General features: G+C 71.6%; 15 protein-coding genes. 7 read left to right on the forward strand and 8 right to left on the reverse strand.

What is annotated here, in order from left to right; translation table 11 throughout:
• Positions 1 to 3: 3 nt before the first annotated feature.
• Positions 4 to 858, reverse strand: a complete 855-nt coding sequence (locus RAN62_RS30825; protein ID WP_305788326.1) for a LysR family transcriptional regulator — start codon at positions 856 to 858, stop codon at positions 4 to 6.
• A gap of 89 nt (positions 859 to 947) precedes the next feature.
• On the opposite strand from RAN62_RS30825, the gene RAN62_RS30830 reads away from it, so the two are divergent.
• A complete protein-coding gene (locus tag RAN62_RS30830; protein ID WP_305788327.1) occupies positions 948 to 1,691 on the forward strand; it encodes an alpha/beta fold hydrolase in 744 nt (247 codons plus the stop codon).
• On the opposite strand, the gene RAN62_RS30835 is transcribed toward RAN62_RS30830, so the two are convergent.
• Entirely contained in the window at positions 1,688 to 2,254 is a 567-nt protein-coding gene (locus RAN62_RS30835; RefSeq protein ID WP_305788328.1) for a TetR/AcrR family transcriptional regulator, read from the reverse strand. The genes RAN62_RS30830 and RAN62_RS30835 overlap by 4 nt on opposite strands.
• 58 nt (positions 2,255 to 2,312) lie before the next feature.
• Here RAN62_RS30835 and RAN62_RS30840 point away from each other — a divergent pair, with 58 nt between their 5' ends.
• Together RAN62_RS30840 and RAN62_RS30845 are read left to right on the forward strand one after the other, a co-directional pair.
• Positions 2,313 to 2,948 carry an NAD(P)-dependent oxidoreductase gene (locus RAN62_RS30840; protein ID WP_305788329.1) on the forward strand — a complete coding sequence of 212 codons (636 nt, stop codon included), beginning with the start codon at positions 2,313 to 2,315 and terminating at the stop codon, positions 2,946 to 2,948.
• Positions 2,945 to 3,823, forward strand: coding sequence for an SDR family NAD(P)-dependent oxidoreductase (locus RAN62_RS30845; protein WP_305788330.1), 879 nt, complete (start codon positions 2,945 to 2,947; stop codon positions 3,821 to 3,823). Before RAN62_RS30840 ends, RAN62_RS30845 begins: the two co-directional genes overlap by 4 nt.
• Here RAN62_RS30845 and RAN62_RS30850 read toward each other — a convergent pair.
• From RAN62_RS30850 to RAN62_RS30870, 5 genes are read right to left on the reverse strand one after another with little or no spacing between them, the layout of a single operon-like run.
• A complete protein-coding gene (locus tag RAN62_RS30850) occupies positions 3,813 to 5,678 on the reverse strand; it encodes a glycoside hydrolase family 127 protein (RefSeq protein WP_305788331.1) in 1,866 nt (621 codons plus the stop codon). The two genes, RAN62_RS30845 and RAN62_RS30850, sit on opposite strands and share 11 nt — an antisense overlap.
• Before the next feature lie 14 nt (positions 5,679 to 5,692).
• Positions 5,693 to 6,499 (reverse strand): carbohydrate ABC transporter permease, encoded by an 807-nt coding sequence (locus RAN62_RS30855; RefSeq protein WP_305788332.1) that lies wholly within the window; start codon positions 6,497 to 6,499, stop codon positions 5,693 to 5,695.
• Complete coding sequence (locus RAN62_RS30860) at positions 6,500 to 7,387, reverse strand: carbohydrate ABC transporter permease (protein ID WP_305788333.1); 888 nt, start codon at positions 7,385 to 7,387, stop codon at positions 6,500 to 6,502. It abuts the gene before it with no gap.
• Positions 7,384 to 8,655 (reverse strand): ABC transporter substrate-binding protein, encoded by a 1,272-nt coding sequence (locus tag RAN62_RS30865; RefSeq protein WP_305788334.1) that lies wholly within the window; start codon positions 8,653 to 8,655, stop codon positions 7,384 to 7,386. Before RAN62_RS30865 ends, RAN62_RS30860 begins: the two co-directional genes overlap by 4 nt.
• On the reverse strand, positions 8,639 to 10,783 hold the full coding sequence (locus RAN62_RS30870; protein WP_305788335.1) for an AGE family epimerase/isomerase: 2,145 nt from the start codon (positions 10,781 to 10,783) through the stop codon (positions 8,639 to 8,641). Before RAN62_RS30870 ends, RAN62_RS30865 begins: the two co-directional genes overlap by 17 nt.
• A 180-nt stretch (positions 10,784 to 10,963) precedes the next feature.
• Here RAN62_RS30870 and RAN62_RS30875 point away from each other — a divergent pair, with 180 nt between their 5' ends.
• The 3 genes from RAN62_RS30875 to RAN62_RS30885 all read left to right on the forward strand — a co-directional run bounded on the left by RAN62_RS30875 (position 10,964) and on the right by RAN62_RS30885 (position 14,297).
• Positions 10,964 to 11,998, forward strand: coding sequence for a LacI family DNA-binding transcriptional regulator (locus RAN62_RS30875; RefSeq protein WP_305788336.1), 1,035 nt, complete (start codon positions 10,964 to 10,966; stop codon positions 11,996 to 11,998).
• Positions 11,999 to 12,338: 340 nt separating this feature from the next.
• The gene (locus RAN62_RS30880) at positions 12,339 to 12,998 is read left to right on the forward strand and encodes a PAS domain-containing protein (RefSeq protein ID WP_305788337.1); all 660 of its coding nucleotides are present in this window, start codon (positions 12,339 to 12,341) and stop codon (positions 12,996 to 12,998) included.
• A gap of 54 nt (positions 12,999 to 13,052) precedes the next feature.
• Entirely contained in the window at positions 13,053 to 14,297 is a 1,245-nt protein-coding gene (locus RAN62_RS30885; RefSeq protein WP_305788411.1) for a putative bifunctional diguanylate cyclase/phosphodiesterase, read from the forward strand.
• Positions 14,298 to 14,304: 7 nt separating this feature from the next.
• Here the strand turns inward: RAN62_RS30885 and RAN62_RS30890 are convergent, their stop codons facing one another.
• Positions 14,305 to 15,507: a PQQ-dependent sugar dehydrogenase gene (locus tag RAN62_RS30890; RefSeq protein ID WP_305788338.1), complete on the reverse strand. Its 1,203-nt coding sequence runs from the start codon at positions 15,505 to 15,507 to the stop codon at positions 14,305 to 14,307.
• 367 nt (positions 15,508 to 15,874) lie between these two features.
• Here RAN62_RS30890 and RAN62_RS30895 point away from each other — a divergent pair, with 367 nt between their 5' ends.
• A complete protein-coding gene (locus RAN62_RS30895; RefSeq protein ID WP_305788339.1) occupies positions 15,875 to 16,372 on the forward strand; it encodes a hypothetical protein in 498 nt (165 codons plus the stop codon).
• Positions 16,373 to 16,396: the final 24 nt, after the last annotated feature.

Consider the following 16,396-nt stretch of genomic DNA (forward strand, 5'->3'; position numbering starts at 1 on the left):
CGGTCAGGCCGCGGACATCTCGCACGCGGCGACGAAGCGGGCGATCCGGGTCGATGTCTGCTCCGCCGTCCACGCCAGGCGGACCCGGGCGGGGGCGAGACCGTCGACGTGCACGAGGCGGACGCCGCGCGGGAGCGGAATCTCCTCGATCATGGGCAGCGGCACGAACGCGATGCCGTCGCCCGCGCGGACGTGCACGATCAGCTGGAGCAGATCCTCCACCTCGGGCCCGGCGAGGGGTGCGCCGTCCAGCCAGTACGCGCGTTCCGGCGCGGTGCTGCCGGCCCAGCCCAGCACGGGGTCGGCGAGCAGGTCGGCGCGGTCGACGCTGTCCCGCCCGGCGAAGCGGTGGTGCCCGGGCAGCACGGCCACCCGCTCCTGAGTGCCGACCAGGGCGCTGTCCAGACCGGTCTCGTCGAATTCGCCGCTGGTCAGGGCGAGGTCGGCCGCCCCGGAGCGCAACGACGCGAGTTGCGTACGCCAATGGGCCATGACCGGCTCGACCCGCTCGCCCGGGTGGGCGGCGATCAGGTCGCCCAGCAGCTCGTAGTCGCACGCGCGGGCGCTGACCCGCAGCGCCGGCCGCCGGGCACCGGTCTCGCGGGTCTGCCGGACGGCCGCGCTGACCTGCTGGTTGATGACGCGGGCGCGGTCGGCCAGGATCTCGCCGGCGGCGGTCAGGACGGCCCCGCGCGGCAGCCGGTCGACGAGGGCGACGCCGACGGAGCGTTCGAGCCCGGCGATGGCCCGGGTCAGGGCGGGCTGGGTCATGCCGAGGCTCGCGGCGGCGTGCGTGATGCCGCCGGTGTCGGCGACGGCGACCAGGTAACGCAACTGGCGAAGTTCGACATCTGCCACCGGGCCAGTCTGACATGCCGCCGCGGCATGGCCGGGCATGCCGGGAACGGTCTGGCCGGGGTGCCGGGACGGGCGCAGGATCAACGGCCATGACCACAGTCTTCGTGCACGGTGTCCCCGAGACGCCGGCCCTCTGGGACGCTGTCCGCCGTCTGCTGCCCGGCGAGAGCGTGGCCCTGCGGCTGCCCGGCTTCGGCTCGGCCCGGCCGGCGGACCTGACCGGCAAGGACGCGTACGCCGCCTGGCTCGCCGCCGAACTGGAGAAGATCGGCGGCGACATCGACCTCGTCGGCCACGACTGGGGCGGGCACCTGACCATGCGGGTGGTGTCGGCGTTCCCGGGCGTACGGGTGCGCAGCTGGGTGTCCGACGTCGCCTACGGCTGGCATCCGGACTACCGGTGGCACCCGGTCGCGACCATGTGGCAGCAGAGCCCGCAGGGTGAGCAGTCGCTGGCCGGGATCCGCGCGGGCACTCCCGGCACGTTCGGGGAGCTGCTCGGCCCGCGCGGCCTGACCGCCGAGGTGGGCGCCGACCTCGACGCGGCCCACGACGAGACGATGGACGCCGCGATCCTGGCGCTCTACCGCTCGGCCTGGCCCAACTTCCACGCCGACTGGAAGACCGGCCGCATCGACGTCCCGGGCCTGATCCTGGTGCCGACCGGTGACGTGATGGACGGCGTCGACCCGGCCGAGGTGCTCACCCAGAACGAGGAGGTCGCCCGCACGACCGGCGCCCGCCTTGAGACGCTCGACGGCCTCGGCCACTACTGGATGCTGCAGGACCCCGAGCGCGCCGCGGAGGTGTTGCGCACCTTCTGGTCGAGCTAACCCGTCCAGGTGCCCAGAGCGGCGACGATGGCGTCGATCAGGCTCGCGTCGGTGGGGGAGCGCTCGATGGTGCTGCGGTAGTACATCGGCCCGACCGCCATGGCCGCGGCGGCGTGACTCGGCACGGCGAGAGTCACTTCGCCGCGCGCCTGGGCCTCGTCGAGGACGGCTGCGAGCCGCTCGGCAATGACGCCCGCGAACTGGGCGCGCCGGGCGTCCATGCCCTCGTCCCACAGGGCGCCGGAGGCCAGCGTCGTGGCCACGGCGCGAACGTCGTCGAGGTCGAGCTGGCGAGCCAGCCCGGTCAGCTCCCGGCGGATCCAGTCACGGGTGGGCCCGGTGGGGTCGCTGAAGAACGGCATCGGGACCGTGGTCATGGCCTCCAAGAGCAGCAGCTCGGCCCGGTCCCAGTGCCGGTAGACGGTGGCGCGGCCCACCCCGGCCCGCTCGGCGACCTGGGCGTGGGTCACCGCCGTGGGCCCGCTCTCCAGCAGCAGATCTCGCGCGGCGTGCAGGATCGCCTGCCGGCTGCGCAGGTAGCGCGGGTCGCTCTCGTTGGCCACCCGTCCATCTTACGAGACAACTTGACTCATAGGCGAGTCGCCCGTCATGCTGTCGTCTATGAAACAATCTGTCTCACAGAAGCTGGTGGTGCTCGGCGCGTCCGGCGCCACCGGTCGTCATGTCGTGTTCACCGCCCTCGCCCGGGGCCACCACATCACGGCGCTCGTGCGCCGCCCGGACACCTTCGCGCCCCGGGCCGGACTGACCGAGCTGATCTGGCCCGACGTCACGGATTCCTCGGCCCTGCGACAGGCCCTGCCCGGCGCCGACGCCGTGATCAGCGCCCTCGGCGGTGTTGGCAAAGGACCGACCACCGTCTGTACGGACGGCATCCGCTCCGCCGTGACAGCGATGACGTCCGCCGGTGTCGCCCGCCTCATCGTGGTCAGCGCCCATGGCGCGCTCGAAACGCACGACAAGTCGCTCTACTCCCGGGCACTGTGGGCCAACGTCGGCGAGCGGATGCGCGACAAGGAGGCGATGGAACAGATCGTCACCGCCTCCGGTCTCACCTGGACGATCGTGCGCCCGCCGAAGCTGTCCGACCACGCCGCCACCGGCAAGTACGCGGCCGGCACCGACCTGCCGATCCACCTGTGGAGTGCCATCGGCCGCGCCGATCTCGCCGCCTTCCTGATCGACGAGGCCCAGACCGCCCGCTTCGCCCACGCGTACCCACGGGTCACCCGATGAGCCCGGCGACCCCGGATCTGCGGGGCCGGGTGGCCGTGGTGACCGGCGCGACCGGCGGCATGGGCCGGGAGATCGCCGCCCGGCTGGCCGAGGCCGGCGCCCGCCTTGTGACCGTCGCCCGTGACCCGGTCCGGGCGGCCGGCATTCTGGGGCCGGAGGTCGATGTCGTCTCCGGTGATCTGTCCCGCCGCGACGACGTCCTGCGCGCCGCGGAGATCATCGCCGGTCGCTACGAGCAGGTGCACATCCTCGTCAACAACGCCGGCGGGCACTTCGCGCGGCACCGCCTGTCGGCCGACGGCGTCGAGATGCACGTCGCGCTCGACTACCTCGCCGCCTTCGGCCTCATGACGCGGCTCGAAGGCCCGCTGCGGCGCGGCCGGGCGCGGGTGGTCAACGTCGCGAGCGACACCCTCAACGACACCCGCCAGATCACCGTCGCAGGCCGGCCCCGCCCGGCGACCCTCGACCTGGCCGGCGTCGACAGCCTCGCCCGGCTCAACCCGGCCGCCGGCTTCGTGCCGTTCGAGGCGTACGCCCGGGCGAAGCTCATGACCGTGACCGCCGGCTACGCCCTGGCCCGCGACCTCGCCCCCGACGGCGTGACCGTCAACGCCGTCCACCCGGGCATCGTCTCCACCGATCTGATCGACGACCTGGTGCCGCCGCCGCTGCGCCCCTTCCGCGGCCTGATCCGCCGGACGCTGCTCACCCCGGCGCAAGGAGCCGAGCCCGCCGTACGCCTCGCCACCGCACCCGGTGGAACCGGCAAGTACTTCAACCGCGACGCCGAGACGGCCACCCCGCCGGTCTCCCACGACCCAGCCACTCAGCAGCGGCTGCTCGCCCTCAGCGAGTCCCACTTCACCCGCTGACGGGAATCCACACCCGCATGGTGGACGGCCCGTTGTTGCCCCAGGCGTGGTACGCCGTCAGCGGCACCAGCTCCGGCTCGTCGTCCGGCGTCCGGGGCGCGTCGCCGGCATAGGGCCACGGCGAGTCCGCGGCCGGCCGCATCGACACCGGCACCAGGACGCGCCCGTCGCGCTCGACCGGTGCGGCGTGCGTGTGCACCCGGGCCGGAGAGACGTCGGCGCCGGTCAGGCAGTAGACGAGCGGGCCCCGCTCGACGGCGGCGGTGCCCCGGACGGCGTCGATGCGCGGGTCGGCGTAGGTCCAGCGCGCTCGCACCGGCAGCTCGAGGTCGACGGTGTCGCCGGCGGCGAAGGCCCGGGTCACCGTCGCGTAGCCGGCCGGCACCGGCTGCCCGTCCACCGTGGCCCCGGATCCGGCCCAGTGCGGCACGCGCAGACGCAGCGTCCAGGGTCGTGGCGGTCCTTCGAGGACGGTGACGCGGACGTGGCCGTCGGCGGGATAGACCGTGCTGACGCGCACCGACACCGGGGCGCCGCCGGGCAGCGTGGTGGTGATGGTGCCGGCGGCGTACTGGTGCAGTTGCAGGCCGTCCGCGTCGGTGGTGGCGACATAGGCGCCGAGCGACGCCAGGGTGCGCGCCACGTTGGTGGGGCAGCAGGACACGTCGAACCAGGGCGCGCGCAGGCTCGACGCGGCGCGGGGGCTGGGCCGGTCCGGCTCGGGCACCCGGCCGGGTTCGCGCTGGTGCAGGGTGTTGACGTAGAAGAAGGCGTGCCCGTCGGCGGCGGGGGAGGTGGCGACCACGTTGTAGAGCGTGCGTTCGACCGCGTCGGCGTAACGGGCCTCGCCGGTGGCCAGCAGCAGCCGCTGGTTGAGCTGGACCGAGGCGACCCCGGCGCAGGTCTCCGAGTAGGCGCGGTCCGGCGGCAGCTCGAAGTCCTCGCCGAACGACTCGCCCTCGTGGTGCGAGCCCATGCCGCCGGTGAGATAGGTGCGCCGTTCGAGGGCGCGGGTGGTCTGGCGTACGGCCGCCGCCAGCAGCTCCGGATCGTCGGTCTCGACGGCCACGTCGACGGCCCCGGATGCCAGGTAGAGCGCGCGCACGGCGTGTCCGCGCAGTGCTCCGGCCGTACGAAATGGCTGGTCGTCCTGGAAGTAAGCGGGACCGAAGTCGATCGGGGCGAGCCGGCCGTGCCCGCGCCGCTCGAGGAACAGCCGGGCCTGGTCGAGGTAGCGGCGCTCGCCGGTGAGCCGGAACAGCTCGGCCAGCGCCGTCTCGATCTCGGGGTGGCCGCACACGCCGTCCCGCCCGTCCGGGCCGAACTCGGCGCACACGTGGTCGGCGGCCCGGCGGGCGACCTGGACGAGCAGGTCGTCGGCGCCGGCCGTGCGGGCGCGGGCCACGCCGGCCTGGATGAGATGCCCGAAGCAGTACAGCTCGTGGCCCCACTCCAGGTCGCTGTAGCGGGCGCCCTGCCCGGGGCGGCCGAACATGGTGTTGAGGTAGCCGTCCGGTTCCTGGGCGGCCGCCACCCGGGCGGTCAGCGCGCGCAGCCGCCGCTCGACGTCCTGGTCGCCGCTGCGGGCCACCTCCCAGGACATCGCCTCGAGCAGCTTGTAGATCTCGGAGTCGGCGAACTCGCGGCCGCGCCGGTCGCGGGGCAGCCGGCCCTCGGCGGCGGCGTCGAAGTTGCCGGCCCAGCCGGTCCGCTCGATCCACTCCTCGGCGTGGGTGAGGATCGCGGTGGCGTTGAGCCGCTGGCGGTCGCCCCAGAAGCCGCCGGTGAGGGTGACGTCGCGGACGCCGACGGGCTGCAGCACGCCGTGTGCGGGGTCGATCGGAAGTCCAGACATGAGGGGGGTCCTTGTCACTTGAGGCTGCCGGCGGTCATGCCACCGATCACGCGGTTGCTCAGCAGCACGTACACGACGATGGTGGGCGCGATCGACATGACGGTGGCGGCGAAGGCCTGGGGGTAGTTGGCGGCGTAGGTGGTCAGGAAGAACCGGACGCCGACCTGGACCGTCTGGGCCTGCTCGTCCTGGGTGAGCACCGTGGCGAAGAGCAGCTCGTTCCAGGTGGTGATGAGCAGGAAGATGGCCGCGGTGACGACGCCGGGCATCGTCAGCGGCGCCACGACCGAGCGAAAGATCCGGTGGAAGGACGCGCCGTCCATCCGGGCCGCCTCGAGGATCTCCTCGGGCGTGGTGTCCATGTAGCCCTTGATGATCAGGAAGCCGGTGGGGAAGAAGATTCCCGCGTACGTCAGCGCGACGCCCCACACCGAGTTGTAGAGGCCCAGATCGTTGATGACGTAGAAGATCGGCACCAGCAGCGCGTTGACCGGCAGCAGCAGTCCGAATACCAGGAACGCCAGCACGGCCTTGCTGATCCGGAAGCGATACATCAGCGCGTACGCCGCCAGCAGTGACGCGGCGATGATGAGCACCGTGGCGACGACCGCCACGACGACGCTGTTGAGCAGGAACCGGCCCAGCGGATGGGCCTCCCAGGCGCCGGTGAAGTTGTCGAGCGAGAAGCTGCCCGGCAGCCCGAACGGGTCGGCGAAGATCTCCTCGCTGGTCTTGAGCGACGACATCAGCAGCCACAGGAACGGCACGATCGTCAGCACCGAGAAGATGCCGAGCACGGGCCAGCGTACGGATCGGGGCATCTACTTCTCCGTCCGGCGCAGCACGGCGAACACACCCAGCATCAGCACCGCCCCGAGAGCGAGCGTGACGAGCCCGGCGGCCATCGACAGGCCGTACCGGTTGGCGGTGACCATCTGCTGGTAGATGTAGAGGGACAGGGTCATGGAGTGGTTGGCCGGCCCGCCGCCGGTCATGATGAACGGGTACTCGAACATCCGCAGCGCGTAACCGACCACGAAGACCGCCTGCAGGGCGATGGCCCGGCGGATCAGCGGGATGGTGATCGACCAGTCCTGCCGGACGGCCGAGGCGCCGTCCAGCTCGGCCGCTTCGTAAAGCTCGCCGGGGATGGTGGAGATCTGGGTCAGGAAGAGCACCATGCCGAAGCCGATGTAGATGACGAACGGCAGCATGGTCGCCCACAGCGCGGTGTTCGGGTCGAAGAGCCAGTTGCGTTGCCACGACTCGAGTCCCACGACGCCGAGCAGCTTGTTGACCAGGCCCAGCGAGACGTGGAAGACGAAGTACCAGAGGAAGGCCAGCGCGGTGCTGGAGATGACGTTCGGCAGGAAGAACGCGGTGCGGAACCACTTCCAGAACTTCGGCTTGCGGTGCAGCACCAGGGCGACGAGCACGCACAGCGGGGTGTGCACGAACAGCCCGATGAGCACCCACCAGATGGTGTTGGTGAAGGCTTCCCGGAACGCGGCGTCGTGGTAGAGCGTCACGAAGTTGTCGAGCCCGATGTACTGCGCCGGCCCGAGTCCCGCCCACTCGGTGAAGCTCATGTAGGACGTGAAGATCAGCGGGAAGACCAGGAAGAGGGCGACCAGGGCCACGGCCGGCAGCAGGTAGAGAGCGAGCTGCCGGCCCGACGCCAGGGGCCGCGGGGGCCGGGGCGATGTCACTTGTTGGCCGCCTGCAGCTGCTCGGCGAACTCCTGCGGGGAGGTGCTGCCCAGGGCGAGTCCTTCGAGCAGCGACGGGAGCTTGGCCTGGGCGGCCGGCTTGATCTCCCGGGCCATCTGGACGACCGACGTCGGCGCGGCGCCGGACAGCTCGATGACCTGCTGCATCTGGGTGTTGGCGGCGGCCTTGTCGGCGTCGCTGAGCTCGGTCTTGACCGCGAGCGGGTATTCGCCCTGCACCGACATCTTGGCCGCGCTCTCGTTGGAGGTGAGGAACTTGAGCCACGCGGCAACCGCGTCGGCCTTGCCCTTGTCGGACTGCTGGGCGGCGCCCCACACGTTGAGCGAGTCGGTGATCACGTCGCCGGTGGCCGGGGGCACGGCGACGGCGACGTCGTCCGGGTTCTTCACGTCCTTGCGGATGCTGCTGATCAGCCACGGCCCGTCGATGACCATGGCGGCCTGCCCGGACAGGAAGTTGCGCGAGGCGACCGCGTAGTTGGAGCCGACCGCGTCCTTGGTGGAGTCGGCGAACAGCTTCTTCATCTGCTCGGCGGCCGTCACGATGGCCGGCGAGTCGAGCGGCTTGCCGGGCCCGTAGACGTCCGCGCCGCCGTTGCTGACCGCCAGGTAGCTGAACGCGTTCATGGCGTACCAGGCGTCGTCGCTGGTCTGCAGCGCGAGCGGAGCGATGCCGGCCGCCTTGAGCTTCTGCGCCGCGGTGTCGAACTCGGCCCAGGTCGTCGGGAAGGCGGTGACGCCGGCCTTGGCGAACAGGTCCTTGTGGTAGTAGACCAGGGCCGGGGCCTGGTCGCCGGGGATGCCCGTGACCTGACCGTTCTGCGTCACTGCGGTGAGGTTCTCCGGCCGGAAGCGGGCCTTCCACTCCGGGTCGGCGTTCAGGTAGGGCGTCCAGTCCATGAGCTTGCCGGACTGCTCGCGCGACAGGTCGTTGGGGTTGTAGTTGTAGAGGAAGACGTCCGGGGTGTTGCCGGCCGAGATCATCGACTTGATCTTCGACTGCATGGTGGGCCAGTCCGCCTCGGGCTTGGACACCACCTTGTACTTGCCGCCGTTCTGCTCGTTGAACTGGGTGATCAGCTGGTCGAGGACCTGGCCGCGGGCGACGTCGGAGGTGAAGTTGGACATGACGGTGATCTCGTCGCCGCCCGACCCGCCGGACTGCGAGGCGATCGAGCCTCCGCAGGCGGTGAGCGAGAGCGCGGCGGTGACCGCGACGGCGGCCAGGGCCTTACGGGTGAACAACATGAGCGTTCCCTTTCGCGGTGAGATAGCGGTGCAGGCCGTACGTTCCGGCGGTGTAGGGCCAGCCGAGCCCGCCCCAGGTGTCGCCCTTGGCGATCAGCCCGGCGTCGGCGCCCTGATCGCAGAAGGAGATGCCCTCGGGCTGCATCCCTGTGTCGGCGAACCCGAAGCGGTCACCGTCGTGGGAGAGGATCTGCTGGCAGCCGTACGCGGCCAGGTCGGCGACGGTTTCGTAGAGCGGCTCGCCGGTGCGGCGGCCGATCGTGACGAAGGCGTCGAGGAAGAACAGTGAGTAGATGTCGGTGACGCCGGCGCCCCAGGTCGAGTTGATGCCGCCCCAGCCGGTCGAGCGCACCCCGGCGGCCGCCACGCGGGTGCCCGCGCGCGGCGGCACGTCCCACAGCAGATGCCAGGTGACCGCGATCTTGGCGGCCCGCTCGGCGCCGGTGAGCCACTTCGGGTCGCCGGTGGCGTCGTGCAGCGCCAGCAGCGCCGCCATGGCCAGCTCGGCGGCCTCCTTGTCGACCACGTTGGGGTTGTCCAGCGTGCCGCCGCGGTAGTCGTCGCGGGCGACCTGCTCGCGCAGCACGTACTCGCCGGCGGCCCGGGCGGCGGTGACGAGCCGGTCGCGCTCGCCCGGCGGCAGTGCGGCGGCCAGGGCGAGCAGGTACGGCACCGGGACGGCCGTGCTGGCCTTGCCCTCCCCGCCGGCGGCGCCGAGCCAGCCGCCGTCCAGCGGCTCGCCGTCGGGGTTGTAGGCGCGGTACCAGGAGCCGTCGGGCTCCTGCGCGGCGAGCAGGAAGTCGGCGAAGCGTACGCAGGTCGCCAGCCAGGCCGGGCGGGAGCGGCCGCGGCGGTGGTGCAGCAGCAGGTCCCCGGCGGCCTCGGTCATCATCCGCAGATAGGTGCCGGGCTGCTCGGCCGCGCCGAGGTAGTGCATGACGGGCCCGTCGGGGTCGCCGCAGCTGAACAGCGGGCGGCCCTTGTCGATGGAGTAGAGGGTGTGCAGGAACCCCGACGGCGTCGCCAGCCGCTCGACGAAGAAGTCGGCGACCTTGTCGGCCCGCTCGTCCCACTCGCCGCCGAAGTGCTCCGCGAGCATGGCGGCCGCATTGAGCTGCCGGCCGGTGAAGCCGTACTCGAGGATGGCGTGCGAGCCGGTCATGCCGTGCTCGGTGAACGAGGCGCCGAACGCCTTGGCCTCGGCGTCGTAGCCGCGATCGGGATCGAAGTTCATGCGGAAGCCGGCCGCGCCGGGCGCCCACTCGGTGTACGTGTGCCGCAGCGAGGCCAGGCGCAGCCCGGCGGCCTGCTCCAGAGTGAACGGCAGGTCGGCCGGGCGCGGCGGGTTGACCTGCGCGGCGTACGCGTAGGCCCCGGCGACCGCGTCGGCGAACGTGGGCGCGGCCCGCCAGGTGAGGGCGTAGGCGACGGTGACGTCGAGCCCCTCGGGGCCGACGGGGTGGAACGCCGCCGCCGGGGTGCCCTCGGCGTCGAGCAGCGCGCTGCGGTCGCCCTCGCGGTAGGGCCAGGTGGCCAGCAGCGCCGGTCGCTCTCCACCGGCGGCAAACCCGACGGCACCGATGTCGGTGCGCTGCGGATAGTCGCTGTCGCCGGCCACCCGCTCGGGCGCCTCGTCATAGCCCGGCAAGGAGGTGCGCAGCAAGGTGACGCCCGTTGCGCTGCTTGCGGCCCAGACCAGCACCAGGGGGTACGCCAACCGGGCGTCGTTGAACAGCTGGGTGCCCGGCTCGGCGTGCTGCACGGGGCTGTAGACCATCGCCGGCGCGCAGTAGCGGACCGCGCCGGGCTCGGCCAGCTCGGCGCTGAGCTCGACGCGGATCGCATCCGCCGCGCCGCTCGCCCGCAGCCGCCGGACGAGACGGACGACATCGTCGCCGGCCTCGTAGCGGTCCTCGACGGTGATCCTCAGCCCGTCGCTCTCCCAGCTGCGCGTCGCCACCCACGCGTCCGGCCCGTCCGGTGTCACGTCGGCGTAGGCGAACTCGTCGACGCCCCCGCGCAGCCGGGCGCACCGGATCGGCGTGGCGAGCGTCAGGCGCGGCCCGGCGCCGGTCGGGCCGAGCGACGGCACGTGCCCGCCGGCCCCTTGCTCGAAAACGATGTGCACGCGAATTCCCATCCTTGGATGCACTCCTACCTCGACAGAAGCGGAGGTCGTGCTAGCTTGATGCCCGGTCGCCGAAACGCTCCGAAAACGGTTTCGGCGAAGTTAACAATCTTGCCGAGGGCCCGTCAAGGGCTACGATGCGGACGGCCCGAATCGGTGATCTTGAAGGGAGGGGCGGGGATGACCGAGGTCGTACGTGCCCCCGACCGGCACCGGGGACCGACGCTCAAGGACGTGGCCCGGCTCGCCGGAGTCTCCGTGGCCACGGCATCGAAGGCGCTCAACGGGCGCAGTGAGGTCCACCCGGAGACCCGGCAGCGCGTCATCGACGTGGCGGAGCGCATCTCGTTCACCCCGAACACGCTCGCCCGCAGCCTGCTCGTCGGGCAGACCGGCACGGTCGGGCTGCTCACCAACGACCTCGAGGGCCGCTTCAGCCTGCCGATCCTCATGGGCGCCGAGGACGCGTTCGGCACCGGCAAGATGTCGGTGCTGCTCTGCGACGCCCGCGGCGATGCCATCCGCGAGCAGTACCACCTGCGGGCGCTGCTCGGGCGCCGGGTCGACGGGCTCATCGTGGTGGGCAGCAGCACCGACCCGCGCCCGTCGCTGGGCCAGGAGCTGCCGATCCCGGTCGTCTACGCGTACGCCCCGTCGGCCGACCCCCGCGACGCGTCGCTGGTGCCCGACAACGTCGCCGGCGGCCGGCAGATCGTGGACCACCTGGTGGCGACCGGCCGCAGCCGCATCGCCCACGTGTCCGGCGACAGCGCCTACGCGGCCGCCCGCGAACGCGCGCAGGGAGTGACCGAGGCGCTCGCCGGCGCGGGGCTGCCCCTGATCGGCGGGCAGACGTTCTACGGCAGCTGGACCGAGGCGTGGGGCCGCTCGGCCACCCACGCCCTGCTCGACCAGCACCCCGACATCGACGCCCTGGTGTGCGGCAGCGACCAGGTGGCCCGCGGCGCCCTGGAGGTGCTGCGCGAGCGCGGCGTCAAGGTCCCCCAGCAGATCGCCGTCACCGGCTTCGACAACTGGGAAGTCCTCTCGGCCGACTCCCGCCCGCCACTGACCACCGTCGACATGGGCCTGGAAGCCCTGGGCCGCCTCGCCGCCGAACGCCTCTTCGCGGCGATGGACGGCCGCCCCACCGCCGGCGAGGAACGCCTGCCGTGCCGCGTCGTCGTCCGCGGCTCCACCGACGCGGGCCTCTGACCCCCTCGGGCCTGGCTGCCACGTCGGCGCCGCGTAGTTCTCCGGAAGCGCGCGTGGCCGCCGATCTTCGGGACCGTGGTGCAGCCGAGATTCGATGATCATGAGGCGGAGTACTGGGCGCGTCAGATGCGCGTCGGTGCGCTCATCGCGGCAGGCATCACCTTGCTCGGAGCCGTCCGGGTCTTTTTCGACTGGGCGGCCACGGATCAATGGTTGCTGGCGCCGCTGCTGACGGCCGTGCTGCTGCAGGCGGCGACCGTGTGGCTGCCGTGGAACCGCTACGTCCGGCACGCCCGGACCCGGCGGCTGCTGGTGCTGTGGTGGGTCGCCGAGCTGCCGGGTGCTGTACCTGTTCGCCCGCAGCGACGTCGACGGCATGCTGCTGTACCTGCCCGGCGCGACGCTGATCCTGGTGCTGGCCACGGCGCTGTTCACCCCGGCCGTGGTGATCGGGCTGGGTGCCCTGGCCCTCGCCGGGTTCCTGGCCCTGCAGCCGTTCGAGTCGTCGTTCCAGCCGGTCGCGGTGCTGGGCATGATGCTGATCATGGCCAGCGTGGTGGCCGTCAACGCGATCATCGCGCACAGCCGCGGGCGCCTCGACGCCCGGCGGCGGTCGGCCGAGCGGCGCGTCGAGGCCCTGCTGGAGCACTCGTCGGACCTGGTCGTGGCGCTGGCCGGGGAGGGGCGGATCCGCTACGCGAGCCCGTCGGTCTCCGCCGTCCTGGGCCGTGACCCCGGCCGGCTCACCGGCGACCTGGTCAGCACGCTGGTGCACCCCGACGATCTGGTCCGCGTCCAGGGCTGGATCCGGGAGGTGTGGTCGGCGCCCGCCACCGAGACCGCCCGCACGGAGATGCGCCTGCGCCGGGCCGGCGGCTCGGTCCTGTTCGTCGACGCCATCGCCACCAACCGCCTGGGCGACCCCGACGTGCAGGCCGTCATCGTGAGCCTGCGTGACATCGGCACCCGCCGGGCGCTGGAGCAGCAGCTGAGCCATTAAGCCTTCACCGACTCGCTGACCGGGCTGGCCAACCGGGCCCGGTTCCGCGAGCGCCTGCGGCAGGCCGTCGCCGGCCGGTCCGGGCCACCGGTCACGCTGGTGCTGATCGACCTCGACAACTTCAAGGACGTCAACGACGACATCGGGCACAGCGGCGGCGACGAGCTGCTGACCGTCCTGGCCGATCGGCTCCGCCGGCGCGTACGCCCGCAGGACACCCTGGCCCGCCTCGGCGGTGACGAGTTCGCCCTGCTGCTCGAGGGATCGGACGTCGACACCGGCGCGCTCGTCGGGCACCTGCTCGACGACATCCGCGAGCCCGTGCGCCTGGGCAGCCGCGAGCTGCACCTGACCGCCAGCATCGGCAGCGCCCACACCGGCGGCGAGGAGTCGCTGCAGGCCGACGAGCTGTTGCGCAACGCCGACCTGGCCATGTACGCGGTCAAGCGCGCGGGCCGCAACGGCAGCGCGGTCTTCGACCCGTCCATGTACGCCACCGTGCTGTACGAGGCCCAGCAGCGCGCCGACCTGGAAGAGGCGCTGCTCGATGAGCAGTTCACCGTGCACTACCAGCCGGTGGTGGACCTGGCCACGGCCCGGCTGACCGGTGTCGAGGCGCTGGTGCGCTGGAACCACCCGCGCGAGGGTCTGCTGGGACCCGGGAACTTCATCCATCACGCCGAGATCAGTGGCCTGATCGTGCCCCTGGGGCAGTGGGTGCTGCGGCAGGCGTGCCGGCAGCTCGCCGACTGGCAGCGGAGCATCCCGGCCGCCGGGGACCTGAGGATGAACGTGAACCTCTCCGCCCGCCAGTTCCAGCACCCCGGCCTGCTCGACGACGTCACCGCGGCCATCCGCGACGCCGGCATCGCCCCGGAGTCGCTGACCCTGGAGATCACCGAGTCCATGCTGATGGACGACGTCGACGCCGCCGTCGGCATGCTGACCGCGCTGCGCGGGCTCGGCGTCCACCTGGCCATCGACGACTTCGGGACCGGCTACTCGTCGCTGAGCTACCTGCAACGGCTCCCGGTCGACACACTCAAGATCGACCGCAGCTTCGTCGAGCACGTCGACACCAGCTCCGACAGCAGCGCCCTGGCCGGAGCGGTCGTCGACCTGGCCCGGGCGCTGGGGCTGCGTACCGTCGCCGAAGGCATCGAGACCCCCGCCCAGCGGGACACGCTGCGGCAGCTCGGCTGCCGGTCCGGGCAGGGCTTCCTGTTCAGCAAGCCCGTACCCGCCGACCGGCTCTCCGCCATGTTGCGTGACGAGACGCCGGCGCGCGTGCCCGCGTGAGGGCGGGTCAGTTGTCCGCGGCCGGGACGCGCGCGAAGCGGACCTTGTTGAGCCAGCCCGGGTAGTCGCTGAGGACGTACAGCTCGCCGTGCACGTCGGTGCCGAAGGCGGTCGGCTGGGTGGGGAAGGTGCCGATGGTGGCGGTCTCGTAGCCACCGGCGGCGGTCGGGCGTACGGCGTAGGCAAGGGTGTTGCAGTAGTCGCTCGCGATGTACGTGCCGCGGGCCTCGGGGGTCACCGATCCGCGGTAGACCACGCCGCCGGTCACCGAGCAGCCCTCGGTCATGTAGTGCTCGTACTCGAAGACCGGGTCGACGTAGCGCACGCCCGGCTTGCACTGCTCCGGATCGAAGACCGGGCTGCCCTCGCGGCAGGACCAGCCGAGGTTGGCGCCACCCTGCCACGGGCGGATGTGGTCGATCTCCTCGACGAGGCCCTGACCGACGTCGCCGATCCACAGGGAGTTGTCGGCCGGGTCGAGGGAGAAGCGCCACGGGTTGCGCAGGCCGTAGACCCAGATCTCCGGGCGGGCTCCGGGCGTACGGACGAAGGGGTTGCTCGCGGGGACGCAGTAGGGCTTGGTCCCGCAGGCGCGGCTGACGTCGATGCGCACGATCTTGCCGAGCAAAGTGCCAAGATCCTGACCCGACTTGTACGGGTCATTGGCGTAGCCGCCGTCGCCGGTCGACCAGTAGAGGTAGCCCTCGCGGCCGAACGCGACCTGCCCGCCGTTGTGGTTGCCGTAGTCGGCGTGCGGCTGGGTGAGCAGCACCTGCAGCCGGTCGGGGGCGCCGAGCGGCAGCCGGGCCAGGGTGAGCTCGCCGGCCGGCTTGCTCGTGTAGGACACGTAGAGCATGCCGGTGCGCGTGAAGTCCGGCGCCGGGGTGATGCCGAGCAGGCCGCGTTCGTTGTCCGTCGCCTCGATCCGGGCGGTCAGGTCGAGCACCGGGTCGGCGGCCAGTCCCGTGTCGGGATGGTAGGAGCGGACGGTGCCGTCCTTCTCCGCGATGAGCATCCGGCCGTCGGGCAGCCCGGTAATCGCGACCGGCCGGCGCAGGCCCGAGGCGACCTGCTCGGAGACCACGGTCAGCTCGGTGAGCGGCACCGCGCGGCTGCCGGCCGCGTCGGCCGCCGCCGGCGATGTCGACAGCGCCGTGGAGAGAATCAGGGGGAGCAGGCCGGCGAGCGCGGTGACCGTACGACGACGCATGTTCGGCTCCTCGGGCAGAGTAAGGGACGCAGGCTGGGAGCGCTCCCACCATACATCGACGCTTGCCGATATGAAAGCCCAGCCGTTCAGTCGTGTCAGCAACGGCGGGGCGGAGTCCAAGCGTGTCCATGATTACTTTCCGTGTTCACTTTGCCACGCTGCTGACTTTTTCCGGAAGCGTTGTGCCCTCGAGGTGAGGGCCACGAGGCGACGAGCGGATCGGAACGTCAAGTGCGTGACCAGCGATCTTGACCGAGCCCTGGAGCTGCCGCGGGCGTGGTCGGCGCGGGCAATGTTCAGGCGCTCCGGGATGGCTGCCGGGTGACGCTCTGTTCATTGGTTTCACGGCGCAATCTTCAGCGACTACGTGCCCACCCTCGAACTGCACACCGGCGCCGGCAGTGACCACGCCGCCGAAGCACGACACGTCTCCGATGCGCTCCTTCACCCACAACGCACCTTTCCCAGCTTCGCCAACAAGAAGGTGCCGGGCCTGGCTGGCGCGCCCTTGCACCGCATGATGAGCGAGACGCTCAAGACCAAGAACACCGACGGCGCGATCGCTATCTGCAAGGACGTGTGGGGCGAAGAGTACCCAGCCGGTAACCAGCAATGCGACGAGTACCCCTTCAAGACCACGTACGAGGGTGCGGCGACCTCGACCGGAGCCACTGAGCAGAACCCCAATGCGGGCAAGTACCTCCAGTGGTCAGGGTCGGCGCGCCCCATCGACGGCAAGCAGAACGAGAACGGCGGCAACCATCTCGGCTTGTTCTACGGCCAGAACCGCATTCTCGACGAGAACTCAGGTACGGCCAGACACGGCCAGCCCAGCGAGCCGTTCTTCGTCGCTGTCGTTCCGTAGACTGAGCACCGGCGGCAGCCGCCT

This window comes from Symbioplanes lichenis, assembly GCF_030709675.1.
In the GTDB taxonomy this organism is placed as follows: Bacteria; Actinomycetota; Actinomycetes; order Mycobacteriales; family Micromonosporaceae; genus Actinoplanes; species Actinoplanes lichenis.